Annotated in this window: 1 protein-coding gene; it reads left to right on the top strand. The window is 64.5% G+C overall.

Annotated elements, in window-relative coordinates:
• Positions 1-49 precede the first annotated feature (49 nt).
• Positions 50-1263 (top strand): IS3 family transposase gene (locus tag ACFVTG_RS24750; protein ID WP_390283657.1). Its coding sequence is split into 2 segments (ribosomal slippage): positions 50-311 and positions 311-1263, totalling 1215 coding nucleotides; the frame shifts between segments, so codons are not numbered across the junction.
• Positions 1264-1306: the final 43 nt, after the last annotated feature.

Genomic DNA, 1306 nt, shown 5'->3' with positions numbered 1-1306 from the left:
TGCGGCCGTATGGTTTTGTGAGACAGCTTGATGGGAGCCTCAGTTTCAGATGACCACCCGCAGAAAGACATACGACGCCGCGTTCCGGGAGGAATCGGTTCGACTGGTTTTGTCTTCGGACCGGCCGGTGAAGCAGATCGCGCAGGAGATCGGGGTGAAGGAAAGCACGCTGGGAAACTGGGTACACAAGTCCCGGGACAAGCAACCAGACACCCCTGCCCAGCCCGAGGACCGGGGCCCGGTGGCGTGGGATGAACACCAGAAAGCGCTGGCCGAAAACGCCAGGTTGAAGGCCGAGGTCGAGTTCCTGGGAAAAGTCAGCGCCTTCTTTGCCGCGAAGCAAAAGTAGAGGATTTCTACGAGTTCATCGAAGCGGAGAAGGCCAACCATCCCGTGGTGTGGCTATGCCGGAAATTGAACGTCTCCCGGGCCTCCTATTACCGGTGGCGCAAACCTGCCGGCCCTTCACCGCGCACCGTGCGGCACGGGGAGCTGGTCACCGCGGTCACCAAGCTCTACACGAAGGAGTCCGGGCGTGCCGGGCGGGATCAGCTGACCCGGCTCCTGAACGCGGCCGGGACCAAGGTCTCCGCCCCGACCGTGGGGGCCATCATGCGCGAGCACGGCCTGCGGGCCATCCGCACCCAGGCCTGGAAAAAGACCACGCTCCAGGACCCGCAGGCCAAGACCGCCCACATCCAGAACCACATGCTCGACGCCCAGGGCAGGCGCGACTTCACCTCCGCGGTGCCCGGGACCCGGCTGGTCGGGGACATCACCTACCTGCGCACCGGCGAGGGCTGGCTCTACCTGGCCACGGTCATCGACCTGTTCTCCGGGATGGTCATCGGCTGGGCCATGGCCGAACACATGCGCGCCAGCCTGTGCACCGCGGCCCTGCGGATGGCCCGGAACCACGGCCACCTCATCGGCGGCTCAGTCGTCTTCCACTCCGACCGGGGCACCCAGTACACCTCGGAGGAATTCCAACGATGGTGCGCCCAGAACGGGGTCACCCAGTCCATGGGCAAGGTCGGGGTGTGCTGGGACAACGCGGTCGCCGAGAACTTCTTCTCACACCTCAAGACCGAGTTCTACCACCACCATCGCTTCGGTTCCAGGCTCACCGCACGGACCGCCGTGATGGACTACATCGAGGGCTGGTACAACCGCCGCCGACCCAACCGACGGGCCGGCGGCATCCCGCCAGCCACCGCCCACGCAAACCACCACACCAGCGTCCAGGAACCCCTGGCCGCCTAACCAAAACAAACAACGAAACTGTCTCAAAAACTTGACGACCGCA

Origin of the sequence: Arthrobacter sp. NPDC058127 (assembly GCF_042884555.1) — a bacterium.
Taxonomy (GTDB): domain Bacteria; phylum Actinomycetota; class Actinomycetes; order Actinomycetales; family Micrococcaceae; genus Arthrobacter.
Note: the sequence above shows the minus strand (reverse complement) of the source record. Positions and strands in the feature narration are given on the sequence as shown.